The organism is Massilia norwichensis (assembly GCF_024753245.1).
In the GTDB taxonomy this organism is placed as follows: domain Bacteria; phylum Pseudomonadota; class Gammaproteobacteria; order Burkholderiales; family Burkholderiaceae_D; genus Telluria; species Telluria norwichensis.
On sequence record NZ_JANUGX010000027.1, the window covers coordinates 83,595 to 106,936 of the forward strand.

The window sequence follows — 23,342 nt, forward strand, 5'->3', positions numbered from 1 at the left end:
TAGCGCGCGCTGCTTATTTTCGTCAATTTTTACAATGCTCCTTCCATGAATGCAGGAGGAGCAAGCAATGAACGAGCAGCGCCCGACCTTGACCACCCGCCAGGGCCATCCCGTCCGCGACAACCAGTCCCTGCGCTCGGTTGGCGAGCGCGGTCCGGCCACACTGGAAAATTACCAGTTCATCGAGAAGATCACCCACTTCGACCGCGAGCGCATCCCCGAGCGCGTGGTGCACGCGCGCGGTACCGGTGCCCACGGCTACTTCGAAGCCTACGGCAAGATCGGTGACGAGCCGGCCAGCAAATACACCCGTGCCCGCGTGCTGAACGAAGTCGGCGTGCAGACGCCGGTGTTCGTGCGCTTCTCGACCGTGATCGGCGCCAAGGAATCCCCGGAAACGGCACGCGACCCGCGCGGCTTCGCCGTCAAGCTGAAGACCCTGGACGGCAACTGGGATCTGGTCGGCAACAATCTGAAAGTCTTCTTCATCCGCGACGCGATCAAGTTCCCGGACATGATCCACGCGTTCAAGCCGGACCCGGTCACCAACCAGCAGGAGCCGTGGCGCTTCTACGATTTCATCTGCAGCCATCCGGAAGCGCTGCACATGGTTACCTGGGTCAAGAGCCCATGGGGCATCCCGGCCAATTACCGCGAAATGGAAGGCTCGGGCGTCAACACCTATAAACTGGTGAACGACCAGGGCATTGCCCACCTGGTGAAATTCCATTGGCAGCCCAAGCAGGGCGTGCGCAACCTGACCAGCCAGCAGGCCGCCGAGATCCAGGGCCAGGACACCAGCCACGCCACCCGCGACCTGTACGAGGCGATCGAGCGCGGCGATTTCCCGGAGTGGGAATTCTGCGTGCAGATCATGGCCGACGGCGAGCATCCCGAACTCGATTTCGACCCGCTGGACGACACCAAGCGCTGGCCGGAAGACCAGTTCCCGCTGCTGCCGGTGGGCCGCATGGTGCTCAACAAGAACCCGGACAATGTGTTCGCCGAAACCGAGCAGTCGGCTTTCGGCACCGGCGTGCTGGTCGACGGCATCGATTTTTCGGACGACAAGATGCTGCAAGGACGCACCCTGTCCTACTCCGATACCCAGCGCTACCGCGTCGGCCCCAACTACCTGCAACTGCCGATCAACGCGCCGCAGGAAGGGGCACGCGCCCGCACCAACCAGCGCGACGGCCAGATGACCTTCTACGTCGACGACGGCGGCGAGGACAAGCACCTCAACTACGAGCCGAGCCTGATGGGCGGCCTGCAGGAAGCGCCGCAGCCGCAGAAGGACTACCACCAGTACGTGCAGGGCCACCTGGGCCGCTACCAGACCACCTCGACGGCCGCCGACTACAAGCAGGCCGGCGACCGTTACCGTACTTTCGAAGACTGGGAGCGCGACGACCTGGTGAACAACGTCGGTGGCGACCTCAAGAAATGCCCGGAAGTCATCCAGCTGCGCATGGTCTGGCACCTGTGGCACTGCGACGAAGACTACGGCCGCCGCGTGGCCGAAGTGGCCGGCATCGACCTTGAGAAGGCCAAGGCTTTGCAGCCGCTGCCGGGCAAGCCGGCACCGCATGCGAACCGCCAGGGTTCGACTTACACGAGCGGACAGGCCGAGCAAGGCGGCGCCGAGCAGAAGGAGCCGGCGACCACGGAGGAAGTGGCGGCAAAATAAGCTGTCGTGTAAATAAAACGGCCCGGACGCGATGTCCGGACCGTTTTGTTATCACGTCGTCCCCGCGAAGGCGGGGACCCAAGTTTGCATGCGCTATGTCAGCGCATATAACTTGGGTTCCCTCCTGCGCGGGAAGTCATTTCCGGCAATGCCGGGAATGACACAATGCGTGGTTACGCCTTGGCTTCCCCACCCAGCGCCTCAACCAGATCCGTCAGCATCTTCGCCAACTCGCCAGTCATCAGCATGATGTCGTTATCGAAACGCTCGTCGTCGCTGTAGGTGATGGTTTCGTTTTCCTTGATCACGTCCAGCGGCTTGATGCCCTTGACTGCCAGCGACTCGGTCAGCACGAAGGACACGCGGCTGTTCCAGGTCATGGCCAGGCGGGTGCACTGCTTGCCGGCGGCGATGTGGCGGCGGATGTCTTCCGGGTCCAGCGAGTGCTTCACGTAGCGCACCGCGGCCTTGCTTTCGCCGGTGGCGCGCAGCTCGGTGTCCTGGTCGATCGTGAAGTTGTACGGTGCCTCGTCCGATTCCAGCCAGCCGGTCATCACGGCCACCGGCGAGCTTTGCACGCGCAGCGATTCCAGCGGCATCTTGTCGACGGCCTTCAGCAGCAGCTTGATGACGTCGTCCGCCTTGGACGGGCTGGCGGCGTCGATCACCAGCCAGCCGTTGACCGGGTCGATCCAGGTCCAGACGTTGCTGCGGATCGAGAAGGCGCGCGGCAGCAGCTCGTCGGCCACGCGTTCCTTCAGTTCCTTCATGGCCTTCTTGCCCGGCGGGAAGCCCTGCTGCTCTTCCAGCTCGGCGGCACGGGCCTTGGCGACCTGGTTGATGACCGAGCCCGGCAGCAGTTTCTTTTCCGTGCCCAGCATCATCAGCATTTGCTTGTTCACTTCGTGGACCAGCTTGCCGTTGCCGCGCGGCGAATCCCAGCCCTGACGCAGCAGTTCATTGCTGCTGGCCGGCGTGAACGCCTGCGACTGCAGCGCCTCTTCCATTTGTTCGGCGGTAAAAGCCCATGGGGCGGGCAGACGGTAAATCTGAAGATTCTTGAACCACATAGTTACTTTCAGTTATCTCTTTCTTCCAGGGGAACGACATTCTACACGCTGCCAGGCAGCAATTTTCACCTGGCACAGTAGGCTTTTTTAATGTGTTGCGCGTTCGTCAAACAAGCTGAGCTGCTCAACCTGTTCGGTTTCGCCCAGGCGCACGCCCACGCCCAGCAGGCGTACCGGACGGCTGGCGCGCAGCCAGCCGGTTTCCATCAGATGGGTGTAAATGGCCAGGTTGGGCGCGTAGCCCACGCACTCGACCGTGGTCTGCTGGAAGTCGTTGAATTTCAGTTTGACGAACAATTTATTGATGAATTTTTCGGCATTGCTGCGCTTGATACGGCCCTGCAAGTGTTCCATCAGCTCCGGCAGCAGGGCCAGGCAGGCGGGCAGGTCCGGCACATCGGGCGTATAGGTTTCCTCGGTACTGATCGATTTTCGTTCGCGTACCGGGTTGACCTCGCGATAGTCGATGCCGCGGCACAGGTCGTACAAGCGGGCACCGAAGGAGCCGAAATGCTCCTGCAGCTTCGCCATGCTCCAGCTGCGCAGATCGGCGCAGGTATCGACGCCCAGGCCGTTCATCTTGGCCGCCGTGACCTTGCCGACGCCGTGCAGCTTTTTCACCGGCAGCGCCGCCACGAAGGCGTCGACCTCGTCCGGCCGCACCAGGAACAGCCCGTCCGGCTTGTTCCAGTCGCTGGCGATCTTGGCCACGAACTTGTTCGGCGCCACCCCGGCCGACGCCGTGATGCCGACGGTTTCAAAAATGCGGCGCCGGATCTCCTGCGCGATCAGGGTCGCGCTGCCCTTGCAATGCGGCGAATCGGTGACGTCCAGGTAGGCCTCGTCCAGCGACAGCGGCTCGACCAGCTCCGTGTAGTCGCGGTAGATGTCCATGATCTGGCGCGAGGCGGTGCGGTACTTCTCCATGTTGGTCGGGATCAGGATCAGCTCCGGGCACAGTTTCAGCGCCTGGGCGGTGGCCATCGCCGAATGGATGCCGAAGCGGCGCGCCTCGTAGTTGCAGGTCGCGACCACGCCGCGCTGGTCGGCCCGCCCTCCCACCGCCAGTGGCCGGCCGCGCAGGGACGGGTCATCCCGCATCTCGACGGAAGCGTAGAAACAGTCGCAGTCGCAGTGGATGATCTTGCGGAGGGGATTATTCATACTGTAATTGCATACAGTATAAAGGCTAACAAAAAGGGCGCGCAACCTGCGTTGCACGCCCTTCTCATATTCACTACAGCCCGCTTACCAGGTGAACTTCAGGGTGTACTTGCCGGCGCCGCCCGCATGGTAGCGCACGCGGATGTAACGCGGCTGGGTCGTGGTCGCGGTGTTGGCCGTCGACACCGCATCGCTCACGCCGGCGCCATTGGTGCTCAGCGCCAGTTGCGTACCGCCGGCGTTATAGGCGTACAGGTCGTAGTCGAGCGCGCTCGAACCCTGGGTCAGCGTTGCGGTCAGGGTCTTGCCGGCCGGGACCTGGACCACGAAATAATCGTTGTCGGTCGTGCTCGACAGGCTGCCGTTGACCACGGTGCCGGACACGCCGACCGCGTTGGCGCTCGAGATGTAGTTGTTCGACTCCACCTCGTTCTGGGTCGGCGCAGCCACCGTGACGGTGGCCGACACCGCGTTCACCGCTGCCGCCGCGTCGACGATACCGGCGCCGCAGCCCGAGCACGCGGCCGGGAAGGCGCGCGCGGTGGCTTTCAGCTTGGCTTCGACTTCGTCCGGCGTCAGGTTCGGGTTCTTGGCCAGCATCAGGGCCGCCACGCCGGCCACGTGCGGGGTCGCCATCGAGGTGCCCATCATGTAGCCGTAGTTGTCGCCGGCCGGGGTGCTGGTACCGGCATTCCAGGTCGACAGGATGCCGGCGCCGCTGTCGCCGCCCGGCGCCGCCACGTCGACGTTGGCGCCGTAGTTCGAATACGAAGCCTTGCCGCCGCTGCGGCCCACTGCCGCCACCGCGATCACGCCGGCGCAGTTGGCCGGGTTCGAATTGGCCGCGTTGATGTTCGAGTTGCCGGCCGCGACCACGACCACGGCGCCGCGCGAACGGGCGCTGTTGATCGCGTTCTGGGTCGTGGTGTCGCAGGTGCCGCTGCCGCCCAGCGACAGGTTCAGCACGCGCGCCTTGTTCGGGTTGGCCGGGGCGCCGGTGACGGTGCCGCCGGAAGCCCAGACCATGGCATCGGCGATGTCCGAGGTGTAGCCGCCGCACTTGCCCAGCACGCGCACCGGCACGATCTTCGCGCCGTAGGCAACGCCGGCCACGCCGACGCCGTTATTGGTTTTCGCGGCGATGGTGCCGGCGACGTGGGTGCCGTGCCAGCTCGAGGCTTCGTCCTGCGCCGGCATGCCGCCGCCGCACTGGCCGGCCGTGGTGTTGTCGCCGACGTCGCTGGCATCGCTGTCGCGGCCGTTGCCGTCGCCGGCGATGGCGGCGCTGGTGATGAAGTCATAGCCCGGCAGGATCTGGCCCGCCAGGTCGGCGTGAGGACGGTAGCCGGTGTCGATCACGGCCACGTTGATGCCGGCACCGGTCGACTTGTCCCAGGCCGCCGGCAGGTTCAGGCCGCCCTTGGCGTCGAAGTAGTGCCACTGCTGGCTGTACATCGGGTCGTTCGGGGTGAACAGCGGCACCATGATGCGGTCCGGCTCGGCGTATTCGACGTCGGGGTCGCGTGCCTTCAGCTCGGCGGCGAGGGCGCGGGCTTCATCCAGCGACATGCTGCGGCTCAGTTGCAGCACGTTGGCGCCGGTGGCGGTGGCGCGCAGCGCGCGCATGGTCGCGCCGAGCTGCTGGCCGGCGCGTGCCAGCAGGGCTTCGCGCGCGGCCGACATGGCGCGCGCGGGTACGGCGCCCTTGGAATTGTCGACCGCGTCCTTGTACTTGACGATCAGGCGGTCGGTTTGGGTAATGACCTTGGTTGGTGCCGCATCCGACGGGGCAGCGTGGGCAGCCAGCGAGCCGAAGGCAACGAGGGCTGCGGCGCAGATTTTCAACACGGGGAACATCTTGTGGTGCGTCATGCTTGCTTCCTCTTACGATTGAACCGAACAGAGGAGCCTAACGAAAAGCGACCCACTTGGGGCCGCTTTGGGGGTTTTCACCACAGAAGAATTTTTGATAAGTAATTGATTGATAAAGGAAATACGTGCTTTAAAGCATTTCCTTTGCGAACAATTACCAGCTCAGTTTCAGGGTGTACTTGCCGCTGGTCGAACCGGTGCCGCCGCTGTAGTACACCACGCGCACGTAACGGGCCGCGGTGCTGCTGCCGGTATTGGCCGAGCTTGCCGTATCCGCCGAACCTGCACCGTTCTCGCTCTTCGCCAGCTGGGTACCGGCGCTGTTGTAGATGTACAGGTCATAGTCGGACGACGAATTCGGCGTCATGGTCGCGCTCAGGGTCTTGCCGGCCGGGACCTGGACCACGAAGTAATCCGTGTCGGTGCTGCTGGACATGGTGCCGTTGACCGTGGTGCCGGTGGTCGAGACAGCGTTCGCGGTGCTGATCGTGTTGTTCGACTCGGTTTCCGAGATGGTCGGGCCGGTGCTGGTGCCGCCACCCGCCGCCGCATCGATGGCCGCCGAGGCGTCGACGATACCGGCGCCGCAGCCCGAGCACGAAGCCGGGAAGGCACGCGCGCTCGACTTCAGTGCGGCTTCGACCTGGTCCGGGGTCAGGTTCGGATTCTTCGACAGCATCAGCGCGACCACGCCGGCCACGTGCGGCGTGGCCATCGAGGTGCCCATGTAGCCGGCGTAGCTGTCGGCGCCCGGTCCCTTGGTGCCGGCGTTCAGGGTCGACATGATTGCCGCGCCGCTGTCGCCGCCCGGTGCCGCCACGTCCACCAGGGTGCCGTAGTTCGAGTACGAGGCACGGCCGCCCGACTTGTTGGTGGCTGCCACCGCGATCACGCCCGAGCAGTTGGCCGGGCTGCTGTTGCTGACGTTTTGCGACTCGTTACCGGCCGCGACCACGACCACGGTGCCGCGCGAGCGGGCGCCGTTGATGGCGGTCTGGGTGGTGGTGTCGCAGGCGCCGCCGCCGCCCAGCGACATGTTGATCACTTGTGCGCGGGCTGCGATGTTGGTCACGCCCGAGACGGTGCCGCCGGATGCCCAGACGATGCCGTCGGCGATGTCGGAGGTGTAGCCGCCGCACTGGCCCAGCACGCGCACCGGCACCACCTTGGCATTGTAGGCAACGCCGGCCACGCCAATGCCGTTGTTGGTCAGCGCGGCGATGGTGCCTGCCACGTGGGTGCCGTGCCAGCTCGAGTTGCTGGCCGCCGAGCCGGTACCGCACTGGCCGGCGGCGGTCCAGTCGCCCGGATCGCTGGCGTCGCTGTCGCGGCCGTTGCCGTCGTTCGAAATCGTGGTATCGGCGATGAAGTCATAGCCGGCCAGGATCTGGCCCTGCAGGTCGACGTGCGGACGGTAGCCGGTGTCGATCACGGCCACGCGGATGCCGGTACCGGTTGCCTTGTCCCAGGCCGCCGGCAGGCGCATGCCGCCGGTGACATCGGTGTAATCCCACTGCTGGCTGAAGTACGGGTCGTTCGGCGTGAACATCGGCTTCATGATGCGGTCCGGCTCGGCGTACTCGACCGTAGCGTCGCTTGCCATCAGGTCGGCAGCCACCTTGGCGGCATCGGCCACCGACACCTTGCGGTTCAGTTGCAGGACGCGGGCGCCGGTACCGATGGTGTGCAGTTCCTTCATCGTCAGGCCGAGCTTGCGGCCGACCTGGTCGACCGTGGCCTTGCGCGAGGCGGCCATCGGCGACGAGGCGGCGGCGCGGGTCAGGCCCCGCGCCGTGCTCTTGGCATCCGGTGCGGCTTCGTCCTTGTACTTGACGATCAGGCGGTCGGTCTGGTCGCTGATGCCCGCACCCTGCGCGGCGGATGCGTTTGCCACCCCGACCGGCGTACCGGCGTGGACGACACTGGCGCCGAGGCCGATGACGGCTGCTGCACACAATTTCAAGACTGCCGGGTACATCGATTTCTGAGACTTCATGTTTCTTCCTTCATAGAAAAAACCACTAAAGTTTGATTTTCCGCAAGCACATTAAGACGACTCAGTGCCTGAGATCTAGTTTTGTCGGCGCCGTTTCTGCACACCGATTTCCCGTCTGAAAGCGGGACACGGAAGAGTAGCGCGAAGGAAGAAGTTGCGTAGAAATTTCACAATTGAATTCGTCATATTTACAACGAAAAACCACACTCCTTAGTAAAAACCTACTTTATTTGGCGGAAAATCAGCTCAGCAAAATAAGATCTTGCTAAAAAGCGGCCAAAAATCACAAAAAAGCCATTCTCGGTCAACTACGATATTTAACACATCGTTTTGACTTATATCAGATATAAGCAATGAAATTTCATAGACGTGCATATCCGACTAAATGAAAAAAGGCCGCGATCGCTCGCGGCCTTTCATGTTCTACAGAACGAAGCTAAAGCTTAGAAATTGCCCTTGAACTGAACACCCCAGGTACGCGGCTCGTTGGTGAAGCCGGTCAGGTTGTTGAAGTCGATCGCACCGGTGATGCGGCGCTGGTCGAGGATGTTGCGGCCGAAGGCTGCCACCTCATACTTGCCGCCCGCCCAGTTGTAGCCCACGCGCAGGCCGCCTTCGGTCAGCGGCTTGCCGCTGAACTCGGCTGCTTCGTACAGGAAGAAGTTGATCTTCGTGCGGTAGGACCAGTCGGTGTAGACGAAGAATTCGCCGTCCGCCACCGGGATGCCGTAGCGCGCGGTGGCATTGAAGGTCCACTTCGGCGCCTGCGGCAGCGGGTTGCCGTTGATCGAGACGAAGCCGGCCGCGTTGATCGGGTCGGTGATGGTGCACTGGGCGCACTTGGCCACCGACAGGCTCGGGTCGCGGATCTCGGTGAAGTTGTAGCTGGCGCCGCCGGTCACGCGCAGCGACGGGCTGACGATGCCTTCGAAGTCGAGCTCGGCGCCCTGGGCCTTGGTCTTGGCGGCGTTGATCAGCTTGGTAATGTTGGAATTACCGCCGACCACGGTCAGCTGCTGGTTCTTGACTTCGAAGTCGTACAGCGAGAAGTTCAGGCGCGCGCGGCGCTCGAACAGGTCGGCCTTGATGCCGGCTTCGACCGAGGTGACGGTCTCGGCATCGGCCACGGTGACCGGCACCGATGCCGAGGCGGCAGCGATACTCGGGGCGCGGAAGCCGGTGGCCACGCGCGCGTACAGGTTGACGTCGCGGTTCAGCTTGTAGGTACCCGACAGATCCCAGTTGACCTTGCTCTTGCTTTCGCTGATGCCGGCCGGGCCGATCAGGGTCACGTTGGTATGCTCCAGCGTGGCGAAGTCTTTCTTGTCGTCGGTGTAGCGCAGTCCGCCGCGCAGGGTGAAGGCGTCGTTGACGGCATAGGTCACGGAACCGAAGGCGGCCCAGGCCTTGTTCTTCTGGTTCGAGATGACGCGCGAGGTCTGCGCCTGGGTCACGCTGTCGAAGTTGTCGCTGCCGCCGGTGGCGTCTTCGTCGAAGTAGTACAGGCCGGCCTGCCAGTTCAGCGGGCCGGCGTTCTTCGACTCGACACGGAATTCCTGCGAATACTGGGTCAGGTCGGTCAGGCGGCTGGCGGTCTGCACCTGGAACGGCACCACGCCCGGGCCGCCGATGATGCCACCGTCGATGTCGCCGCGGCTGTTGTAGTGGTCGACGCCTTCGTAGCCGGTGATCGAGTACAGCTTGACCGCGCCGAGGTCCCAGGACAGGCGGACGTTGGCGCCGTTGGTCTTGAGATCCTGGAAGTTCTGGGCGTTGGTGACGATGCTGTTCAGATCGTAGCCGTCGACGATGTCGGCGCTGCCCTTCTTGATCAGGTTGGCACGGAACAGGCGCGCGCTGCCGGAGGTGGTGCGCTGGTGCACGTTGAACAGGGCGCTGAAGGTGGCGTCCGGGGTGTACAGGAACTGCACGCGCTCGGCGTGTTCGTTGTAGCCGTCCAGTTCGCCGGTCTTGTTGGTCTTGGCCAGGTCGCTGTAGTTGTTGACGAAGTCGTCGCGGTGCTGGCGCAGGGTCGAGACGCGCATCGCCCACTTATCCGACAGCGGCACGTTGACGGCGCCTTCCAGGTTGACGGTGTTGTGGGTGCCCCAGGAGGCGTTGTAGTAACCCTCGACCTTCTTGAGGTTCGGCTTTTCGGATTCGAACTTGACCACGCCGGCCGGGGTATTGCGGCCGAACAGCGTGCCCTGCGGGCCGCGCAGCACTTCGACGCCGGCGACGTCGAAGATCGGGAAGCCTTTCAGGATCGGGTTTTCCTGCACGATCTCGTCGACGATCAGCGACACCGGCTGCGAGGCGAACAGCGAGAAGTCGGTGTTGCCGTAGCCGCGGATGTAGAAGCGCGGGAAGGTGCGGCCGTTCGAGGATTCGATGTTCAGGCTCGGCACTTTACCGGCCAGCACGCGGATGTCTTCGCCACCCGAGACGATGACGTCGAGTTTTTCACCTTTGACGGCGCTGACCGAAACCGGCACCTCCTTGATATTTTCGGTGCGGCGCTGCGCCGTCACGGTAACGGTCTGCAGTTCGTTGGTCGATGTAGCTTGGGCCAGTGCCGGGGCGGCCGACATGGCGGACAGCGCCAGCATCGCGCCGTGGGCGGCGATGACGCGCTTGTGCATCTTGGACATCTTGGTCATTACGGTTTCCTAGGAAGGTGAAAAAAAACATCAGCGTGTCTCCGCTATTCCCCCTTCCCTCCTGAACAGTGCGCATCGTTATCGATGTCTTCATCTTGCCAGACTGGTAAGGCCGCAATTGTCGAGCATGTGTATAAACTTATGCAAGAAATAAGCGAGGCCATGGGCGGCCGTACAACATTTTTTTTTGTTAAAGCCTTGCGTGCTCCGGAATGGATAGGCTATGATGCGGGCCTCTTCGGACGTGATGACAAACGTCGGAAGACATCGCAGCAGCGGTTTGCGGGCGCTTAGCTCAGTTGGTAGAGCGGATCCCTTACAAGGATTAGGTCGGGAGTTCGAGCCTCTCAGCGCCCACCAGATAACCGCGCGATGTCGTTATAGTGAAGAGCCGATCAGTAGAAACGGAGCGGTAGTTCAGTTGGTTAGAATACCGGCCTGTCACGCCGGGGGTCGCGGGTTCGAGCCCCGTCCGCTCCGCCAGCATCAAGAAAAAAGGGTCCGATTCGTCGGACCCTTTTTTCGTTGTGCGGCTTCAGGCTTGCTTGAGCATGGGCTGGCCCACTTCAACCCGGTTGCGCCCACCGGTCTTGGCCGCGTACAGCGCATGGTCGGCACGGGCCAGCGCCGCGGTCAGCTCTTCTTCTATCCCAATCGTCACCACGCCGATGCTGACCGTCATCCGGTAGCCCTGCGCGCAGCCGAGCACCGGCGCTTCAAGCACGGCAAGACGCAGGCGCTCGGCCGCATCCAGCGCGCCCTCCAGGTGGGTACCCGGCAGCACCAGCGCGAATTCTTCGCCGCCCAGCCGGCCGACGATGTCGTGCTCGCGCAGCACGCCGCGCGCCGTGTCTGCGAAGACCTTCAGCGCTTCGTCGCCGCAGGCATGGCCAAAACCATCGTTGAGCTGCTTGAAATGGTCGATGTCGAGCATCAGCAGCGCGATCGGCTTGCCCAGGCGTAGCGCCAGCTGGCGGGCGCTGTCGGCGCGCTCGAAGAAGGCGCGGCGGTTCAGCATGCCGGTCAAGCCATCGATGGTCGCCAGGCTGCGCATCAGCGCATCGTCCTTCTGCTTGCACAGCAACAGGAAACCGAAGCCGTTCACGATCATCAACAGGTAGCTGGCCAGGTAGGCCAGGCCGATCACCGGCGTCATGCTCGTGTCGGGATTGCCGCCTTCGAAACCCAGCCAGGCCCAGATCGCCAGGGCGAACAGCATGTTGTTGGCGCCGATGAGTCGTTGCAGCAGCGGCGCCTTGCGCGGACGCAGCAGCACCACGGCCGCACCGAACACGGACACGGCGATGATGAAGGAAATCAGTTCCATCAGCTGCAGCCGCGGCGTGCCGGTCGCCACCGCATAGCTGACCGCCGCCCAACCAGGCAGCACGCCCAGCCACAACTGCTTGCGCCAGCGCGTATAACCGAAGAACAGGCAGTTGGCCGCCACTTCCAGCGCCACACCGCCCAGCCAGGCAAAGGCGGACAAGGCCTCGAGCGGGCGCAGCCCGAACTGCGGCGCCAGCCACCAGCAGATCTGGGCCAGGCCGATCGACAGCCGGCCCCACATCCAGTAGCCGAGCGCCGGGCTGTTCTCCGCACCGCGCATATAGCCCGCCATCAGCAGTGCAAACGCGATATTGCCGACGCCAAGCGCCAACATGAAAGTTTGGACGTCAATCACCGTGTTTATTATTATTGCAATTTTTGTTTCCCAAGGGAATTATCTTACACCTTTTCATTATGGATGCGCGCACCAATCGTGCGCGGCCAGATTTGCTGTTCAATAAATACACGATTGCTGTGCCATTGCTGCGTAGCACAAGTGAATCGTGCATAATTGACAATAATTTATTCCTTCAATGGCCGCCGTGCATGGAGTCGCCGTGATCTTTGGTTTCCTCAAGTCCCAGACCTTGTCCCCGCGCCAGCGGCGGCTGCAGAACACCACCCTGTTCCGCACGCTCAAGCCGCTGGAGGTCAAGTTCGTGGACGGCCTGATGCACGAGCGGCGCTACCTGCCCGAGGAAATCATCTTCGACGAGAACGAGGAAGGCCAGGCGCTCTACCTGGTCATGGCGGGCCGGGTCGAGATCAGCCGCATTCACGACGGCAGGCGTCAGCTGGTAAGCGAACCCGGTCCGGGCAGCTTCTTCGGCGACCTCGCCCTGCTCGACGACTCGCCGCGCAGCGCCCGCGCGCGCGCCATCGACCACTGCGAGCTGGCGGTGTTCTTTCGCGAAGACTTCCTGGCGCTGATGGATACCGATGCCGTGATCGGCTACAAGATCTCGCTGGCGCTGGCACGCCACATCGGCCAACGCCTGCGCGACGGCTTCGGCGGCCGCCCGCAACTGGAAGCCTTGTGATCGCCGCGCCCCTGGTTCGCGACGAACGCGCCGGACCGGTGGTCTGGTGCGCGATCGTCGGCGTCACCTGCCTGCTGCTGGTGCTGCTCGAGCACATGCTGTGGCTGGTCCTGCCCTTCATCTTCGGCACCGTCATGTACTACACGCTGCTCGGGCCGATGCGGCGCCTGCTGCGCCTGGGCTTTTCGCGCAGCGTCTCGTCGATGCTGGTATGCGCCATCTTCTTCGGCGCCGTGACCCTGACCGTGGCGGCGGCGCTGTCGTGGAGCAGCGGACCGGAAGACGGTGGCTCCTGGCACGACAGCCTGGCGCTGTACGCCAACGGCGGGGTGGCTTTTGTCCGCAACACGATGGCGCTGCTGGAAGCGAAATTCCCGATCCTGGCCGAGATGCACCTGAGCTCCCTGGTCAATAAGCGCTTCAAGGTGTTTACCGATACTTTTGCTCAGCGCTATCTGACCACCATCCTGGTCACCGCGGCCGGCTGGCTGCCTTCGCTGCTGCTGGCGCCCTTCCTCGCCTTCTTCTTCCTGCGCGACGGCCTGCGCTTCAAGAAATTCCTGGCGCGCGCGGTGCCGAACGCCTATTTCGAACGCACGCTGTTCCTGCTGCACCAGGTCGACCAGACCGCGCGCCGCTACTTCGAAGGCCTGCTCAAGCTGACCGTGCTCGACACCATCGTGCTGGGCTTCGGCCTGTGGGTGATCGGCGTCTCCTCGCCGCTGCTGCTGGGTTTCATCTCCGCGCTGCTGGCCTGGGTGCCCTTCATCGGTTCGGTGGTCGGCTGCATGATGGTGGTGATCGTGGCCGCCACCGACGCACCAAGCAACCCGCTGGTGGCCTATGGCGCGATCATCGTCTTCATCCTGGCGCGCCTGCTGGACGATTTCGTGTTCATGCCGATCACGCTCGGGCGCAGCCTCAAGATCCACCCTTTGATCACGGTGCTGATGATCTTCATCGGCGGCGCGCTGTCCGGCGTGGCCGGCCTGATGCTGGTGCTGCCCCTGCTGGGCGTGGTGATGGTGATCGGCGAGACCCTGGGCCGCCTGATGACCAATCCGCGCCTGCGGGCACGGCATCGCTATGCGCGGGCTTTGCGGGAGAAGCAGGCGAGCGGGGATCTGAAAGTCTGAGCACATAAAAAAACGGATTCATGTTGGCGCATGAATCCGTTTTATGACGCGGCCGTTGCGGCCCTGCTTTACTTGCGCCCCGCCGCCTTCGGCTTGGCCTTGATGGTCGACAGGATGCCGGGCTTGGCCTTCGACGGCGGCGGCGTGAAGCCTGCCGGCGCGCGATCGCCGCGGCGCTCGTTACCCGCCGCGCTGGCGCGGCCACCACGCTCGTTGTTCCGGCGGGTCGCCACTTCGATCACGCGGCCCTTGGGCGCTGCGCTGCGGGCCTCGGCCACCAGCGGCATGTTCTTGCGCTCGCTGCGCGGCGTCATTTCCAGCTCGCTGCCCGGCGGCGGCACCAGGTGGCGCTCGCCGTTGCCGATCAAATCGCCACGGCCCATGCGCTTCAGGCCTTCGCGCAGCACCGGCCAGTTTTCCGGGTCGTAGTAGCGCAGGAAGGCTTTGTGCAGCTTCCTGGTCTTGCCGCTCTTCGCGGTTTCGACGACTTCCGAATCCTCGGTCACCTTGGCCAGCGGGTTCTTCCCGCTGTGGTACATGGTGGTCGCCATCGCCATCGGGGTCGGCGTGAAGGTCTGCACCTGGTCGAGGTGGAAGTTGTTCTTCTTCAGCCACAGCGCCAGGTTCAGCATGTCCTCGTCGGTCGAACCCGGGTGGGCCGCGATGAAGTAGGGGATCAGGTACTGCTTCTTGCCCGCCTCCTTCGAGTACTTGTCGAACAGCGCCTTGAACTCGTCGTAGCTGCCGATACCCGGCTTCATCATCTTCGACAGCGTGCCCTCTTCCGTGTGCTCGGGCGCGATCTTCAGCAGGCCGCCGACGTGGTGCGTGACCAGCTCCTTCACGTACTCCGGCGAACGTACCGCCAGGTCGTAGCGCAGGCCCGAACCGATCAGGATCTTCTTGATGCCCGGGATGGCGCGCGCCTTGCGGTACAGCGAAATCAGCTTGCTGTGGTCAGTGCCCAGATTGCTGCAGATGGTCGGGTACACGCAGGACAGGCGGCGGCAGGTTTCCTCGATCTTCTTTTCCTTGCAGGCCAGGCGGTACATGTTGGCGGTCGGGCCGCCCAGGTCCGTGATGGTGCCGGCGAAGTTCTTGGTGGTGTCGCGAATCAGCTCGATCTCGCGCAGGATCGACGGCTCCGAGCGGCTCTGGATAATGCGGCCTTCGTGCTCGGTGATCGAGCAGAAGGTGCAGCCGCCGAAACAGCCGCGCATGATGTTCACCGAGTAGCGGATCATCTCCCAGGCCGGGATGTGGGCCTTGCCATAGCTCGGGTGCGGCGCGCGCGCGTAAGACAGGTCGTAGACGCCATCCATCTCGTCCATGGCCAGCGGCAGCGGCGGCGGATTCAGCCAGACGTCGCGGTCGCCGTGCTGCTGCACCAGCGCGCGCGCATTGCCCGGATTCGACTCGAGGTGGAACACGCGCGAAGCGTGCGCATACATCACCGGATTCTCGCTGACAGTCTCGAACGACGGCAGGCGCACCACGGTCTTCGCGGCTTTGGCGCGCGCGGCGGCCTGGCGCTCTTCGCGCGTCATGATGACGATCGGCTTGACCTCGGGTGCCGGCTGCGCATTCTCGGTCGCGCAGGCCTTGGTGTCTTCCTGCGCCATTGCATACGGGTTCGGATGCGGATCGACACGGCCAGGCACGTCGACACGGGTCGAGTTGTGCACGCTCCACTCCTCGTCCGGCAGCCAACCGTGCGGCACCAGGAAAGCGGTACCGCGCAAGTCGCGGATGCTCTTGATGTTTTCGCCGGCGGCGATGCGGCGCGTGACGTCGACCAGCGCGCGCTCGGCGTTGCCGAAAATGACCAGGTCGGCCTTCGATTCGAACAGCACCGAGCGGCGCACCTTGTCCGACCAGTAATCGTAGTGGGCGATGCGGCGCAGCGAGGCCTCGATCGAGCCGGCGATGACCGGTACGCCCGGGAAGGCTTCGCGGGCGCGCTGGCAGTACACGGTCACGGCGCGGTCCGGACGTTTATTCGGCTCGCCGTTCGGCGTGTAGGCGTCATCCGAGCGGATCTTGCGGTCGGCCGTGTAGCGGTTGACCATCGAGTCCATGTTGCCGGCGGTGATGCCCCAGTACAGATTGGGTTTACCCAGCGCGCGGAATGGTTCCACGGAGGTCCAGTCGGGCTGGCTGATGATGCCGACACGGTAACCCTGGGCTTCCAGCAGACGGCCGACCAGCGCCATCCCGAAGCTCGGGTGGTCGATGTAGGCGTCGCCGGTGATCAGGATGATGTCGCACGAATCCCAGCCCAACTTGTCCATCTCGGCACGGGACATGGGCAGGAAAGGCGCGGCGGGAGCACGGCTGGAACGTTTGGCAACGTTCGCGAAAAGATTGGCGGGGGAGTTCATTGGCCGATATTTTACAGGAAAAGCCTGCGGCCAGCTCCCTCCCCTTCCAAAATTGGCTTAATTTTCAACAACTTGGCTCATCCGTTGCGGACGAACGTTGCGTTAAATACCCATATTGTTCAGGATATTGCCCAGCTGGCGCAGCGCTGGCTCCAGGGTTGGATGGCGGGCGGCGAAGCGGGCCGTGATTTCCTGGCTGCGCGAAGCCAGGCCATAGGTGTTGGCGTCCGGATTGTCGGCACGGCGCTCGAGCACGTGCTTGATGTCGCCGTCGAGCTGGCGCAGCAGCATCTCCAGTTCGTCGTCGACCTCGCCCGTCTCTTCGAGGTGGCGGTGCAGGGTTTTCAGGTGCGCTTTCAGGGTGTCTTCGTTGTCGTTCAACATGTCTTGCCTCATGTGGTGAACCTGGTCTCCAGGTACAGCTTCTCGACCTGTTCGCGGGCCCAGGGCGTCTTGCGCAGGAACTTCAAGCTCGACTTGATGCTCGGGTCCTTGATGAAACAATTGATCGCGATGCGGCGGCCGAGCCCGTCCCAGCCGTAATGCTCGACCAGGCGGGTCAGCAACGATTCTAAGGTAATACCGTGTAATGCCTGAACACTCATAGTTGCAAGTTTATATCTGATAGGGGAAGGATGGGCGCGCGCCCATCCTTCGCTGACCGTTTATTCGCCGGTCAGGCCACGGCGCTCCAGCAGCGGCTGTACCTGCGCATCACGGCCGCTGAAGCCGCGGTACATCTCCATCGCGTCCATGGTGCCGCCGCGCGACAGCAGCATCTTGCGGAAGTGGTCGCCGTTCTTGCGGGTCAGGCCGCCGTGCTCCTTGAACCAGTTCACGGTATCGGCATCCAGCTTCTCGGCCCACAGGTAGCCATAGTAGCCGGCCGAATAGCCGCCCGAGAACACGTGCGAGAAGTAGGTGGTGCGGTAGCGCGGCGGGACCAGCGGGAAGTCGGCGCCGGCGTCATGCAAGGCCTTGGCTTCGAAGGCCAGCACGTCGCCCGGGATCTGGTCCGGGCCCAGCTGGTGCCAGCTCTGGTCCAGGATCGCGGCCGCCAGGTACTCGGTGGTGCGGTAGCCTTCGTTGAACTTGCTCGATGCCTGCACCTTGTCCAGCAGTTCTTTCGGCATCGCCGCGCCGGTCTGGTAATGCTTCGCGTAGTTGGCCAGCACTTCCGGCCAGTCCATCCACATCTCGTTGACCTGCGACGGGAACTCGACATAGTCGCGCGGCACGCGGGTACCCGAGAAGCGCGGGTACTTCACGTTCGAGAACATGCCGTGCAGCGCATGGCCGAACTCGTGGAACATGGTGCGCACTTCGTCATAGGTCAGCAGGGTCGGCTCGCCGGCCGACGGCTTCGGAATGTTCAGGTGGTTGGCGATCACCGGGTGCGTGCCCAGCAGGGTGTTCTGGCCGACGTAGGCGTTCATCCAGGCGCCGCCGCGCTTGTTGGCGCGCGCATACGGGTCGTGCAGGAAGATCGCCAGCTGCTTGCCGTCGCTGTCGAAGACGTCGAACACGCGCACGTCCGGATCGTACACCGGCAGGTCCTTGCGCTCCTTGAAGGTGATGCCGAATTCCTTGGTGGCGGCGAAGAACACGCCGTCGACCAGCACGCGGTTGTATTCGAAGTACGGCCGCAGCTGGCTCTGGTCGAAGGCGTAGCGCTGGGCGCGCACCTTGTCGGTGTAATAGTTCCAGTCGTAGGCCGCGACCTGGAACTTGCCGCCTTCGGCATCGACCACCTTCTGCAGGTCGGCCGCTTCCTTCCTGGCGTTGTTCACGGCCGGCTTGGCGAATTCCGCCAGCAGCTTGTTGACGGCGCCCGTGTCCTTGGCGGTCTGGTCTTCCAGCATGTAGGCCGCGTGGCTCGGGTAGCCCAGCAGCTTGGCGCGCTCGGCGCGGGTTTTGGCCAGCTCCAGCACCAGGCTGCGGTTGTCGAAATCGCCGCCATGGCTGCCGCGCGCCATCGAGGTCGCCAGCAGCTTTTCGCGGGTCGCGCGATTGGTCAGCACGGACAGCGGCGCCTGCTGGGTGGTGTTCACGACCGGGATCACGAACTTGCCGTCCAGGCCGCGCTTCTTGGCCTCCGCCGCGGCGACGTCGATCGCCTTATCGGACATGCCGGCCAGCTCTTCGCGGCTGCCGACCACCAGCGCCGAGGCGTTCGCTTCCTTCAGCACGTTCTGGCTGAACTGGGTCTGCAGGGCGGCGATCCTGGCGTTGTAGGCCTTCAGCTTGATCTTGTCGTTGCTCGAGAGCTGGGCGCCGGCGCGCACGAAATCGGTGTGGTAGCGCTGCAGCAGGTAGGCCGACTCGGCATCCAGGTGCAGCTTGGCGCGCTTGTCGTACAGGGTCTTGATGCGCTTGTAGAGCTTTTCGTTCAGGCGGATCTTGTCGCTGTGCGCGGCCAGCTTCGGCGCCAGCTCCTTGTCCAGCGCATTCAGGGTGTCGTTGGTGTTGGCGCCGACCAGGCTGGAGAAGACGGTCGAGACGCGGTTCAGCAGCTGGCCCGAACGCTCCATCGCGACGATGGTGTTCTCGAAGGTCGGCGCGGCGCGGCTATCGGCGATGGCGTCGATCTCGGCCGACTGCTGGCGCATGCCTTCCTCGAACGCCGGCGCGAAGTCCTCGTTCTTGATCTTGTCGAAGGCCGGGTACTGGAACGGCAGGGTGCTCGGCTTGGCGAAGGGGTTCGATGCCGGCAGTTGCGATGGCGCGGCCTGGGCGAAACCGGCGACGGCGGCGGCCACTGCGAAGGCCAGGATGTGGGAACGGTGCATTTTTCTCTCCAGTGAAAATCGTTTTTTTAATTGCCGGTCAGGCCGCGGCGCTCCAGCAGCGGCTGAATCTGCGCATCGCGGCCGCGGAAGTTGCGGAACAGGTCCATCGCATCGGCCGAGCCGCCGCGCGACAGCAAGGTCTGACGGAAGTGGTCGCCGTTCTTGCGGTTCAAACCGCCGTTTTCCTTGAACCACTCGACCGTGTCCGCATCCAGCTTTTCGCTCCACAGGTAGGCGTAGTAGCCGGCCGAATAGCCGAGCGAGAAGCTGTGCGAGAAATAGGTCGTGCGGTAGCGCGGCGGCACCGGTGCGAAGTCGACGCCGGCGTCACGCAGCGCAGCCGCCTCGAAGCCCAGCACGTCGCTCGGGATCTGCTTGGGCGTCAGCTGATGCCAGCGCTGGTCGAGCAGCGAGGCGGCCAGGTACTCGGTCGTGATGTAGCCCATGTTGAACTTCTTCGAGGCCTGCACCTTGTCCAGCAGCTCCTGCGGCATCGGCGCACCGGTCTGGTAGTGCTTGGCGTAGTTGGCCAGCACCTCGGGCCAGGTCGCCCACATCTCGTTGACCTGCGACGGATACTCGACGAAGTCGCGCGGCGTGTTGGCGCCCCCGAAAGTCGGGTACTTCACGTTCGAGAACATGCCGTGCAGCGCGTGGCCGAACTCGTGGAAGGCGGTGCGCACTTCGTCGTAGGTCAGCAGGGTCGGCTGGCCGGCGGGCGGCTTCGGGATGTTCAGGTGGTTTGCCACCACCGGGTGGTTGCCCAGCAGCGTGGACTGCGTGACGTACTCGTTCATCCAGGCGCCGCCCTGCTTGTTCGGGCGCGCGTAGTAATCCATGATGAAGATTGCCAGCTGCTTGCCGTCGGCGTCGAAGACGTCGAACACGCGCACATCCGGGTCGTACACCGGCAGGTCCTTGCGCTCTTTAAAGGTGATGCCGAATTCCTTGGTCGCGGCGAAGAACACGCCGTTCAGCACCACGTTGTTCAGCTCGAAGTAGGGCTTCAGCTGGCTCTCGTCGAAGGCGTATTTCGCCTGGCGCACCTTATCGGTGTAGAAGGCCCAGTCGTGCGCGGCGACCTGGAAGCCGCCTTTCTCCGCATCGATGACGCTCTGGATCTCCGCGGCTTCACGCTTCGCGTTGTTCACCGCCGGCAGCGCCAGCTCGCCCAGCAGCTTATTGACGGCTTCCGGCGTCTTCGCGGTTTCGACTTCCAGCGAATAGGCGGCGTAGTTCGGGTAGCCCAGCAGGGTCGCCTTCTCGGCGCGCAGCTTGGCCAGGCGCTGCACCAGTTCGCGGCTGTCGAATTCGCCGCCGCGGCTGCCGCGCGCCATCGAGGCGGCCATCAGGCGCTCGCGCGTGCTGCGATTGGTCAGCGCGGACAGCTGCGGCTGGCCGGTGGTGTTGGCCAGCGCGATCACGAACTTGCCGTCCAGGCCGCGCTTCTTCGCTTCGGCAGCGGCAGCGTCGATTTCGGCGTCCGACAGACCGGCCAGTTCGGCGCGGGTCTCGACCACCAGGCTCGATGCATTCGCTTCCTTCAGCACGTTCTGGGCGAAGGTCGACTGCAGGCTGGCGATCTCGCCGTTATAGGCCTTCAGCTTGTCCTTGTTGGCGGACGAGAGCCTGGCGCCGGCACGCACGAAGTCGCGGTAGTAACGCTCCAGCAGGTGCTTCGACTCGGCGTCGAGCTTGAGATTGTCGCGCTTGTCGTACAGGGTCTTCACGCGCTGCCACAGCTTGTCGTTCAGGTAGATCGCATCGGCATGGGCCGCCAGCTTCGGCGACATCTCGCGGTCGATCGCATCCAGGTTGTCGTTGGTGTTCGCGCCCTGCAGATTCGCGAAGGTGGTCGACACGCGCGCCAGCAGCTGGCCCGCGCGCTCCATCGCGACGATGGTGTTCTCGAAGGTCGGCGCGTTGCGGTTGTTGGCGATCGCCTCGACCTCCAGCAGATGCACGCGCATGCCGACTTCGAAGGCCGGCTTGAAGTGCTCGTCCTTGATCTTGTCGAAGGCCGGATAGTGGAAAGGCAGCGTGCTGGCCCTGGCGAATGGGTTCGAGGCCTCGAGGACGGTGGCGGAAGCGGCAGAAGTTGCGGGAGCGGCGGCGAGGACGGGGGTGGCGGTCGCTGCGTAGGCAAGCGCGATGCTTGCCGCAACGATGAAGCGGTGTGGCTGTTTCATGCGATCTTTCACGGACACTGTATGGACACTGCCGGAGCAAGCCCGGCAGCAGGTGCGCGGAAGATCATAGCAGGCTTATCAGTGAGCCGCCTCTTCCTGTTCGCTTTCCTCGACCACTTTTTCTTCGATGCGGCGGTCCGGAATCAGCCACATCACGGCCACGCCCACGTAGATCGCAAAGCCCAGCCAGGCGGCAAACCAGGCCGCCGCCATGCCGACCAGGTAGAGAACGATCGAGATCTTGCCCTTGCGGTCATCGCCGACGGCTTCCGCCAGCGTCGTGTTCTTGTCGTGCTTGCGCACGAGGACGCGCACCAGCAGCGAGTAAGCCACCGCGCACATGAACAGCACGAAGCCATAGGTGGCGGTGGGTCCGGTCTCGAAATGGTTCTCGCCCGTCCAGGCCGTTACAAAGGGGATCAGCGACAGCCAGAACAGCAGGTGCAGGTTGGCCCAAAGGACGCCGCCGCTGACTTCTTCCACGGCGTGCATCATGTGGTGGTGGTTGTTCCAGTAGATGCCGACGTAGATGAAGCTGAGCACATAGCTCATGAACACGGGCCATAGCGGCAGCAGGGCGTGGAAATGCGCGCTGTGCGGGACTTTGAGTTCCAGCACCATGATGGTGATGATGATGGCGATGACGCCGTCGCTGAAGGCTTCTAATCGGTTTTTGCCCATGGTTCTGGTTTCTCAGGTAGCTAGCCGTTGCTATACGTTTCTCGCAGCATACCGGTAGTTTTTTCTTTCCGACGCAGGCAGAACATTCGATACGAACCGCTCGGCACAGGCACCCCATCGAACAAAGTTACAGCGGCCTTCACGTAGAGTAAGTCCGTGGTTCGCACCGGATTCGTCATCAGGAGATTCGATACCGTACGCATCCTGTTCCCAAAAACAGATGGGGCAAATCTCGTAGTCCTGACCGTGCGGAATCGTGTAGTAATCGCAGCAGTCGCACTGATCCAATAGATTGGACATCGGCTCTTCAATGATCTTTTCGTTGATGGGAGATCACTACTTTAGCACCTGAGTCAGGACGGCAGGTCAATCCGTACGTTCGAGCAGCTTGTTGAATACCTTGATGATCTTGGCATGCCCTACTAGCCGGCTGCCTTCGTGTACACGCACCTCTCGACCGATCCACAAGCACCCCGGATATGCCTCCGGGGTGATGAACCAGATCTTTGCCACTATCGTCTCTCCCGGCCACACCTCATCTTTGTCGATATATTCATGGTGCCCCGAAGTCAGGTAGTTCTCCAGCAGCTGATGACCGGGGCGATAGCCCGACCTGACAGCATTGGCCTTCCCACCATCTTCTGGCAAGAAGAAGGTGACTTCTGCTTCGGCATCAGCTTGCCTTCGGTTGGACATACTCATAGTTTGAATGACGTAAGCCCCATGGTGAATGGGCAATTCCCATACTGGAGCTTGTTCCCGTAGATGCCGATGAAGCTGAGCACATAGCTCATGAACACGGGCCATAGCGGCAGCGGCGATAAATGCGCGATCCTCGGTAGATGGCAAGCATAAACGGAACAGCAATAAACAGAATCCCCGGCAGCAGATCTTTTAACCACATCATGAACGATTCGAGCCGATGAGTACGGTGCCACGCATTGTCGAGAGCGACCCAGCCCAGACTGGTCAGCGCTAGCCAGAGAACCAGCGTACCAAGCACAATATTTTTTGGCGTTAAAAGCGCACGCTTGAGAGAAGCCGCCATCACTGGCACCCCAACCAGAACCAGGAAGGGTAGTACGACAACAAGCAGGAGTATCGTCGCGTAGATAGTCCACCCCGGTACAATGGACCAGCGCTGGTGCTCGGACAAAAGACCGTCTGCGACCCTGTTGCTGAAGTCCATATAGCATCCAACAAAATTGGTGCCGACCAGGCCGATCCCGGCATACAGGTAGGCAAGCGCGAGCGGTTTGAAACCAATGACAGGAAAATCCGCACCCAGCATGGCCCGCCAGATCATGAAAGCCAAGCCGATCGCCGCGCCGATGAGAATCAGTCC

The 23,342-nt window shown here is 63.0% G+C and carries 18 protein-coding genes and 2 tRNA genes; 5 read left to right on the plus strand and 15 right to left on the minus strand.

Annotated features, from left to right (window positions below):
* Positions 1-67: 67 nt before the first annotated feature.
* On the plus strand, positions 68-1,690 hold the full coding sequence (locus NX782_RS20165; RefSeq protein WP_258847274.1) for a catalase: 1,623 nt from the start codon (positions 68-70) through the stop codon (positions 1,688-1,690).
* 173 nt (positions 1,691-1,863) lie between these two features.
* Here NX782_RS20165 and NX782_RS20170 read toward each other — a convergent pair whose 3' ends face one another.
* From NX782_RS20170 to NX782_RS20190, 5 genes are all read right to left on the minus strand, one after another.
* On the minus strand, positions 1,864-2,760 hold the full coding sequence (locus NX782_RS20170; protein WP_258847275.1) for a recombination-associated protein RdgC: 897 nt from the start codon (positions 2,758-2,760) through the stop codon (positions 1,864-1,866).
* An 87-nt stretch (positions 2,761-2,847) separates the two neighbouring features.
* Positions 2,848-3,924, minus strand: a complete 1,077-nt coding sequence (gene dinB, locus NX782_RS20175) for a DNA polymerase IV (protein ID WP_258847276.1) — start codon at positions 3,922-3,924, stop codon at positions 2,848-2,850.
* An 84-nt stretch (positions 3,925-4,008) separates the two neighbouring features.
* The gene (locus tag NX782_RS20180) at positions 4,009-5,796 is read right to left on the minus strand and encodes a S8 family serine peptidase (RefSeq protein WP_258847277.1); all 1,788 of its coding nucleotides are present in this window, start codon (positions 5,794-5,796) and stop codon (positions 4,009-4,011) included.
* Positions 5,797-5,950: 154 nt separating this feature from the next.
* On the minus strand, positions 5,951-7,792 hold the full coding sequence (locus NX782_RS20185; RefSeq protein WP_258847278.1) for a S8 family peptidase: 1,842 nt from the start codon (positions 7,790-7,792) through the stop codon (positions 5,951-5,953).
* 443 nt (positions 7,793-8,235) lie between these two features.
* On the minus strand, positions 8,236-10,452 hold the full coding sequence (locus NX782_RS20190; RefSeq protein WP_258847279.1) for a TonB-dependent receptor: 2,217 nt from the start codon (positions 10,450-10,452) through the stop codon (positions 8,236-8,238).
* A gap of 284 nt (positions 10,453-10,736) precedes the next feature.
* Here NX782_RS20190 and NX782_RS20195 point away from each other — a divergent pair.
* Together NX782_RS20195 and NX782_RS20200 are read left to right on the plus strand one after the other, a co-directional pair.
* Positions 10,737-10,812 (plus strand) — tRNA-Val (locus tag NX782_RS20195).
* 46 nt (positions 10,813-10,858) lie between these two features.
* Positions 10,859-10,935, plus strand: a tRNA-Asp gene (locus NX782_RS20200).
* 52 nt (positions 10,936-10,987) lie between these two features.
* Here the strand turns inward: NX782_RS20200 and NX782_RS20205 are convergent.
* Positions 10,988-12,115 (minus strand): GGDEF domain-containing protein, encoded by a 1,128-nt coding sequence (locus tag NX782_RS20205; RefSeq protein ID WP_258847280.1) that lies wholly within the window; start codon positions 12,113-12,115, stop codon positions 10,988-10,990.
* Between the two features lie 223 nt (positions 12,116-12,338).
* On the opposite strand from NX782_RS20205, the gene NX782_RS20210 reads away from it, so the two are divergent.
* Together NX782_RS20210 and NX782_RS20215 are read left to right on the plus strand one after the other, a co-directional pair.
* Positions 12,339-12,821 (plus strand): cyclic nucleotide-binding domain-containing protein, encoded by a 483-nt coding sequence (locus NX782_RS20210; protein WP_258847281.1) that lies wholly within the window; start codon positions 12,339-12,341, stop codon positions 12,819-12,821.
* Positions 12,818-13,957, plus strand: a complete 1,140-nt coding sequence (locus NX782_RS20215) for an AI-2E family transporter (protein WP_258847282.1) — start codon at positions 12,818-12,820, stop codon at positions 13,955-13,957. Before NX782_RS20210 ends, NX782_RS20215 begins: the two co-directional genes overlap by 4 nt.
* Positions 13,958-14,025: 68 nt before the next feature.
* Here NX782_RS20215 and NX782_RS20220 read toward each other — a convergent pair whose 3' ends face one another.
* From NX782_RS20220 to NX782_RS20255, 9 genes are all read right to left on the minus strand, one after another.
* Positions 14,026-16,338 carry a YgiQ family radical SAM protein gene (locus NX782_RS20220; protein WP_258847283.1) on the minus strand — a complete coding sequence of 771 codons (2,313 nt, stop codon included), beginning with the start codon at positions 16,336-16,338 and terminating at the stop codon, positions 14,026-14,028.
* Between the two features lie 102 nt (positions 16,339-16,440).
* Entirely contained in the window at positions 16,441-16,722 is a 282-nt protein-coding gene (locus tag NX782_RS20225) for a DUF4404 family protein (protein ID WP_258847284.1), read from the minus strand.
* Positions 16,723-16,730: 8 nt separating this feature from the next.
* Entirely contained in the window at positions 16,731-16,943 is a 213-nt protein-coding gene (locus NX782_RS20230; RefSeq protein ID WP_258847285.1) for a VF530 family protein, read from the minus strand.
* A 60-nt stretch (positions 16,944-17,003) separates the two neighbouring features.
* Positions 17,004-19,127, minus strand: coding sequence for a M3 family metallopeptidase (locus tag NX782_RS20235; RefSeq protein ID WP_258847286.1), 2,124 nt, complete (start codon positions 19,125-19,127; stop codon positions 17,004-17,006).
* A gap of 26 nt (positions 19,128-19,153) precedes the next feature.
* A complete protein-coding gene (locus NX782_RS20240) occupies positions 19,154-21,316 on the minus strand; it encodes a M3 family metallopeptidase (RefSeq protein ID WP_258847287.1) in 2,163 nt (720 codons plus the stop codon).
* Between the two features lie 78 nt (positions 21,317-21,394).
* Positions 21,395-21,997, minus strand: a complete 603-nt coding sequence (locus NX782_RS20245) for a TMEM175 family protein (RefSeq protein WP_258847288.1) — start codon at positions 21,995-21,997, stop codon at positions 21,395-21,397.
* Between the two features lie 30 nt (positions 21,998-22,027).
* Positions 22,028-22,297, minus strand: coding sequence for a CPCC family cysteine-rich protein (locus NX782_RS26550; RefSeq protein ID WP_370661817.1), 270 nt, complete (start codon positions 22,295-22,297; stop codon positions 22,028-22,030).
* Positions 22,298-22,363: 66 nt separating this feature from the next.
* Positions 22,364-22,699: a hypothetical protein gene (locus tag NX782_RS20250; RefSeq protein ID WP_258847289.1), complete on the minus strand. Its 336-nt coding sequence runs from the start codon at positions 22,697-22,699 to the stop codon at positions 22,364-22,366.
* An 88-nt stretch (positions 22,700-22,787) separates the two neighbouring features.
* On the minus strand, positions 22,788-23,342 hold a 555-nt coding region (locus NX782_RS20255), incomplete at its 5' end, for a hypothetical protein (protein WP_258847290.1).

Bases quoted from the DNA above. Each gene is read 5' to 3' on its own strand.
- NX782_RS20165 (WP_258847274.1), top strand. From the start codon at position 68: ATGAACGAGCAGCGCCCGACCTTGACCACCCGCCAGGGCCATCCCGTC.
- NX782_RS20170 (WP_258847275.1), bottom strand. From the start codon at position 2,760: ATGTGGTTCAAGAATCTTCAGATTTACCGTCTGCCCGCCCCATGGGCT.
- dinB (WP_258847276.1), bottom strand. From the start codon at position 3,924: ATGAATAATCCCCTCCGCAAGATCATCCACTGCGACTGCGACTGTTTC.
- NX782_RS20180 (WP_258847277.1), bottom strand. From the start codon at position 5,796: ATGACGCACCACAAGATGTTCCCCGTGTTGAAAATCTGCGCCGCAGCC.
- NX782_RS20185 (WP_258847278.1), bottom strand. From the start codon at position 7,792: ATGAAGTCTCAGAAATCGATGTACCCGGCAGTCTTGAAATTGTGTGCA.
- NX782_RS20190 (WP_258847279.1), bottom strand. From the start codon at position 10,452: ATGACCAAGATGTCCAAGATGCACAAGCGCGTCATCGCCGCCCACGGC.
- NX782_RS20205 (WP_258847280.1), bottom strand. From the start codon at position 12,115: ATGTTGGCGCTTGGCGTCGGCAATATCGCGTTTGCACTGCTGATGGCG.
- NX782_RS20220 (WP_258847283.1), bottom strand. From the start codon at position 16,338: ATGAACTCCCCCGCCAATCTTTTCGCGAACGTTGCCAAACGTTCCAGC.
- NX782_RS20225 (WP_258847284.1), bottom strand. From the start codon at position 16,722: ATGTTGAACGACAACGAAGACACCCTGAAAGCGCACCTGAAAACCCTG.
- NX782_RS20230 (WP_258847285.1), bottom strand. From the start codon at position 16,943: ATGAGTGTTCAGGCATTACACGGTATTACCTTAGAATCGTTGCTGACC.
- NX782_RS20235 (WP_258847286.1), bottom strand. From the start codon at position 19,127: ATGCACCGTTCCCACATCCTGGCCTTCGCAGTGGCCGCCGCCGTCGCC.
- NX782_RS20240 (WP_258847287.1), bottom strand. From the start codon at position 21,316: ATGAAACAGCCACACCGCTTCATCGTTGCGGCAAGCATCGCGCTTGCC.
- NX782_RS20245 (WP_258847288.1), bottom strand. From the start codon at position 21,997: ATGGGCAAAAACCGATTAGAAGCCTTCAGCGACGGCGTCATCGCCATC.
- NX782_RS26550 (WP_370661817.1), bottom strand. From the start codon at position 22,297: ATGTCCAATCTATTGGATCAGTGCGACTGCTGCGATTACTACACGATT.
- NX782_RS20250 (WP_258847289.1), bottom strand. From the start codon at position 22,699: ATGAGTATGTCCAACCGAAGGCAAGCTGATGCCGAAGCAGAAGTCACC.